Origin of the sequence: Massilia genomosp. 1, assembly GCF_011682185.1 — a bacterium.
GTDB lineage: Bacteria > Pseudomonadota > Gammaproteobacteria > Burkholderiales > Burkholderiaceae_D > Telluria_A > Telluria_A rubra.
The window spans coordinates 1-319 of sequence record NZ_WHJF01000483.1; the positions used below are offsets into that span (position 1 = coordinate 1).

1 pseudogene is annotated in these 319 nt (G+C 65.8%); it reads left to right on the plus strand.

Features of this window, described 5'->3' with window-relative positions:
• A pseudogene (locus F1735_RS34605) lies at positions 1 to 319 on the plus strand (ABC transporter); the annotation flags it as partial.

Here is a 319-nt window from a genome sequence, read left to right on the forward strand (position 1 = left end):
TGAACCAACCAATCACCTGGACCTGGAAACGCGCGAGGCGCTGACCATGGCGCTGGCGCAGTTCGAGGGCACGCTGGTGGTGGTATCGCACGATCGCCACCTGCTGCGCGCCACCACCGACCAGTTCATCATCGTCGCCGACGGCAAGCTGCAACCGTTCGACGGTGATTTGGACGACTACAAGGACTGGCTGTTCCAGACCAAGCTTGGCAAGGGCACCACCGTGCTGCCGGCGGCGGGCAAGGACAACAAGACGGCTTTCCCGGTCGCGACCGCGGTGGCCGCGCCAGCCGCGCCGGTGGCCGACAAGAAGGACCAG